Annotated in this window: 1 protein-coding gene and 1 pseudogene; both read right to left on the reverse strand. The window is 79.1% G+C overall.

Going from position 1 to position 1,965, the window contains the following annotated elements; all coding sequences use genetic code 11:
* Positions 1-277 (reverse strand): annotated as a pseudogene (locus L7D48_RS28445) (hypothetical protein); the annotation flags it as partial.
* Between the two features lie 594 nt (positions 278-871).
* On the reverse strand, positions 872-1,965 hold a 1,094-nt coding region (locus L7D48_RS28450), incomplete at its 5' end, for a PP2C family serine/threonine-protein phosphatase (protein WP_237883927.1).

Raw genomic sequence — 1,965 nt, forward strand, 5'->3', positions numbered from 1 at the left:
GCGGACTGTAGGCGGCGGGGGAGTGCGAGAGGAAGCTGTACCGGCACTCCCCGCAGACCGGTGACTGGCCCTCGCGGGGGGTGCGGCACTGCGGGCACACCTCGCCCTGCGCCGTGGAGTCGCCCCCGGGGCCCGGGTAGCCGTAGCCGCCGCGGCCGGGCATCGGGGGCGGCGGGACGGCACCGGCGGGCACACCCGGAGCGGAGGCCATGCGGTGGCCGCACACCTCGCACCAGTCGTCGGCCGCCGACTGATGGCCGTTCGGGCAAGTCGGCATGTCGGTCCTTCCCCCTCCGTGCGGCTCCGTGTCGCGTCGCTCGGTCGTTCGCTTCTTCGCGCGCCCCGGCCTTCGGGCCGCGCGTCCGGTGGTCCCGTCGGCCTCGAAGGACCACCGCCGTCAGCGGAACAGTACCGGGCGCGGGGGCGGTCACGCCCACCGCCTTCTCCACCGCCTCCGGGACGCGCCCGCCCGCCGGCGCATCGGTCCACCGCCCGGAGCCGCCCGCGGAGGCGGGTGCCGGTAGGGCGGGGACGGGGAGTTCCGTCCGCGTCCCGCCCGGCGCCCGGGGGACCGTTCCCGCCCGGCCGGAAGTCCTGTGACCCGCGGGTGGGCCGCCGGGCGGCGGAAACGGAACCGGCCGGGTGAGGCCGGCGCACTGCACCCGCGCCGCTGCCGCCGGGCGCCGCGGAACGGCGCGCCGGCCGCGGCGGAAGCGCCGACCGTGATCTGCGCCACCTCCGGCCGGTCCCGGCCGGCGGCACCGGCCGTCCGCCGGACGGACTCGTTCCGGTTGCCGCCCGGCGCGGGGCGCGGTACGCCCCGATCCGGCGAGAGCACCCCGGCGGACGGCCGGTCCCGGCCGGCGGCGCGTCAGCCGGTCACGGCCCGCCCGGCGCCGGGCGGCGCGGGGAACGGGAGCACCGCCACCGTCACGTTGTCGTGGCCGCCGCCGTCCAGCGCGTGCCCCACCAGATGCCGCGCGGACCGCATCGGGTGGGTACGGGCGTCGGCCGGGACGGCCCCGGCCATCTCCTCGGCGGACTCGGCGTAGTTCCACAGCCCGTCCGTGCACACCACCACCACGCCCGGCCGGTCCGGGGTGAACGAGGCGGTGTGCGGGTCGATTTCGTAGGCGTCCGCGCCCAGCCACCCGGTGATGGCGTGCGCCCGGGCGTCCGCGTACGCCTCGGCCTCCTCCATCAGGCCCGCCGCCACCATCTGGGCGGCCCAGGAGTCGTCCTCGGTGAGCCGGGCGGGCGCGGTGGAGCGGTCCTCGGGGATCCAGTAGGCGCGGCTGTCGCCGATCCAGCCGACGGTGAGGAGGTCCCCCGCGACCACCGCGCCGACGATGGTGCAGGCCGGGGCGTTCTCCATCGGGTCGCGTGGTTCCGGCGCCAGGGCGTTGACGGCCTCGGAGGCGGCGACCAGGGCGTCGTGCATCGCCTGCCGGGGGTCGGCGCCGCGCGGCAGGGACCGCCTCATCGACGCGCACGCGGAGTCGGCGGCGGCGGCCGAGGCCTCGTCCGGCCGGGTCGCCGACGACACCCCGTCGCAGACGACGGCGATCACGGCCGGGGAGCCGTCCGGCAGGGAGACGGCCGAGACGGCGAAGGAGTCCTCGTTGCGGTGGTGGCGCAGTCCGCGGTCGCTGACCGCCGCGACCCCCTCCGACTCCTCCTCCATGTGGTCGCGTTCGCGCGGCTGGGCGTGGCCGCAGTGCTCGCAGCGGCCTTCGTCGTCGACGGCGCCGGTGCCGCAGGCGACGCACCGCTCCTGTCCGCCGCCGGCCGGAGCGCCGCCGGCCGGGGCACCGCCGGCCGGAGCGCCGCCTTGGGCGCCGGCCGGGAGCGGGCTCTCACGCGGGTCCGGCGCCGGCGGACCGGCCTGCCCCGCCCCTCCGGACCGTCCGGCGTCTTCGGCCTGTGCCTCGCCCCCGGCCTGCGCGGCGGGGGCCGCGGGGGGCG

This window comes from Streptomyces sp. ICN903 (assembly GCF_022015835.1).
Lineage (GTDB): Bacteria > Actinomycetota > Actinomycetes > Streptomycetales > Streptomycetaceae > Streptomyces > Streptomyces fenghuangensis.